The 968-nt window shown below is 44.4% G+C and carries 2 protein-coding genes; one reads left to right on the top strand and one right to left on the bottom strand.

The features are described 5' to 3' along the window. Window positions 1–568: 5,6-dimethylbenzimidazole synthase (bluB, locus tag A3735_RS24910; protein WP_068638844.1), on the top strand; the 568-nt coding region annotated here is incomplete at its 5' end. A 186-nt stretch (window positions 569–754) separates the two neighbouring features. Here the strand turns inward: bluB and A3735_RS32130 are convergent. Beyond that, window positions 755–968: hypothetical protein (locus tag A3735_RS32130; protein WP_068638842.1), on the bottom strand; the 214-nt coding region annotated here is incomplete at its 5' end.

The raw sequence follows: 968 nt of genomic DNA, 5'->3' as shown, positions 1-968 counted from the left end.
TAATGGTCAGCCGCTAGAAGAAACTACGCTCGGTAGAATTCTTGCGGCAGCTCACTTGGCGCCTAGTGTTGGATTAATGCAGCCTTGGCGTTTTATCCGAATCAAGAATTACGATATTAAGCACTCAATTCATTTACTCGTGGATAAAGAGCGAAAATTTACTGCGCAAGCCCTAGGAGAGCGTGAGCAAGATTTTCTCAAACTGAAGGTAGAGGGCATACTTCAATGTTCAGAAGTAATTGTAGCTGCGTTGCCTGACAAACGCGATGAACATATATTTGGAAGACGGACCTTGCCAGAAATGGATCTGGCATCCTTATCCTGCGCCATTCAAAATATGTGGCTAGCCGCTCGCGCCGAAGGTGTAGGCATGGGATGGGTATCTTTGTTTGAACCGGAGGACCTTAAACAGCTTCTTGAAATGCCTCAAGGAAGCCATCCCGTTGCGATTCTGTGTATTGGTCATGTTGATGGGTTCTATGAGAAACCGATGCTCGTGATGGAAAAATGGTCAGAAAAATTCGACTTGAATGAGCTGGTTTTTGAGAACTTCTGGGGAAAAAGTTAGGCTAGATAAAATGAAACATAATTAGCTTTGTCACCTTACTCAAGGGTGATCTAATTGTTTAAGATCACTTTTATATTTTCGTAGGTGAAGTTCGAACTGCAACATCTTATAGAATTAGTTCGTCGATAACGAACGTCTGTTCGAAATTAGCGTTTACTCAGAGGGGCGGATCCTTGGTGGGCGCCACTAACAATCACCCCATGCTGCCGACCTTGGTCCGTCATATGGCTCTAAGTTTAGCCAATACTGGACCGTCAAGATATCTTGCTTAGTGAGTATCGTATGCTTAATTGAGTGCACAATATACCTCTTAGGAGATTGTTCGGATGCGATCCGTCCAACACCATCGAGCCTATCCCAACCGTGGTCATCAAACCTTTCTCCGACCGAAACTGGTAGA

Source organism: Oleiphilus sp. HI0061 (genome assembly GCF_001635675.1).
This window is presented reverse-complemented; position numbering and strand designations above follow the sequence as displayed.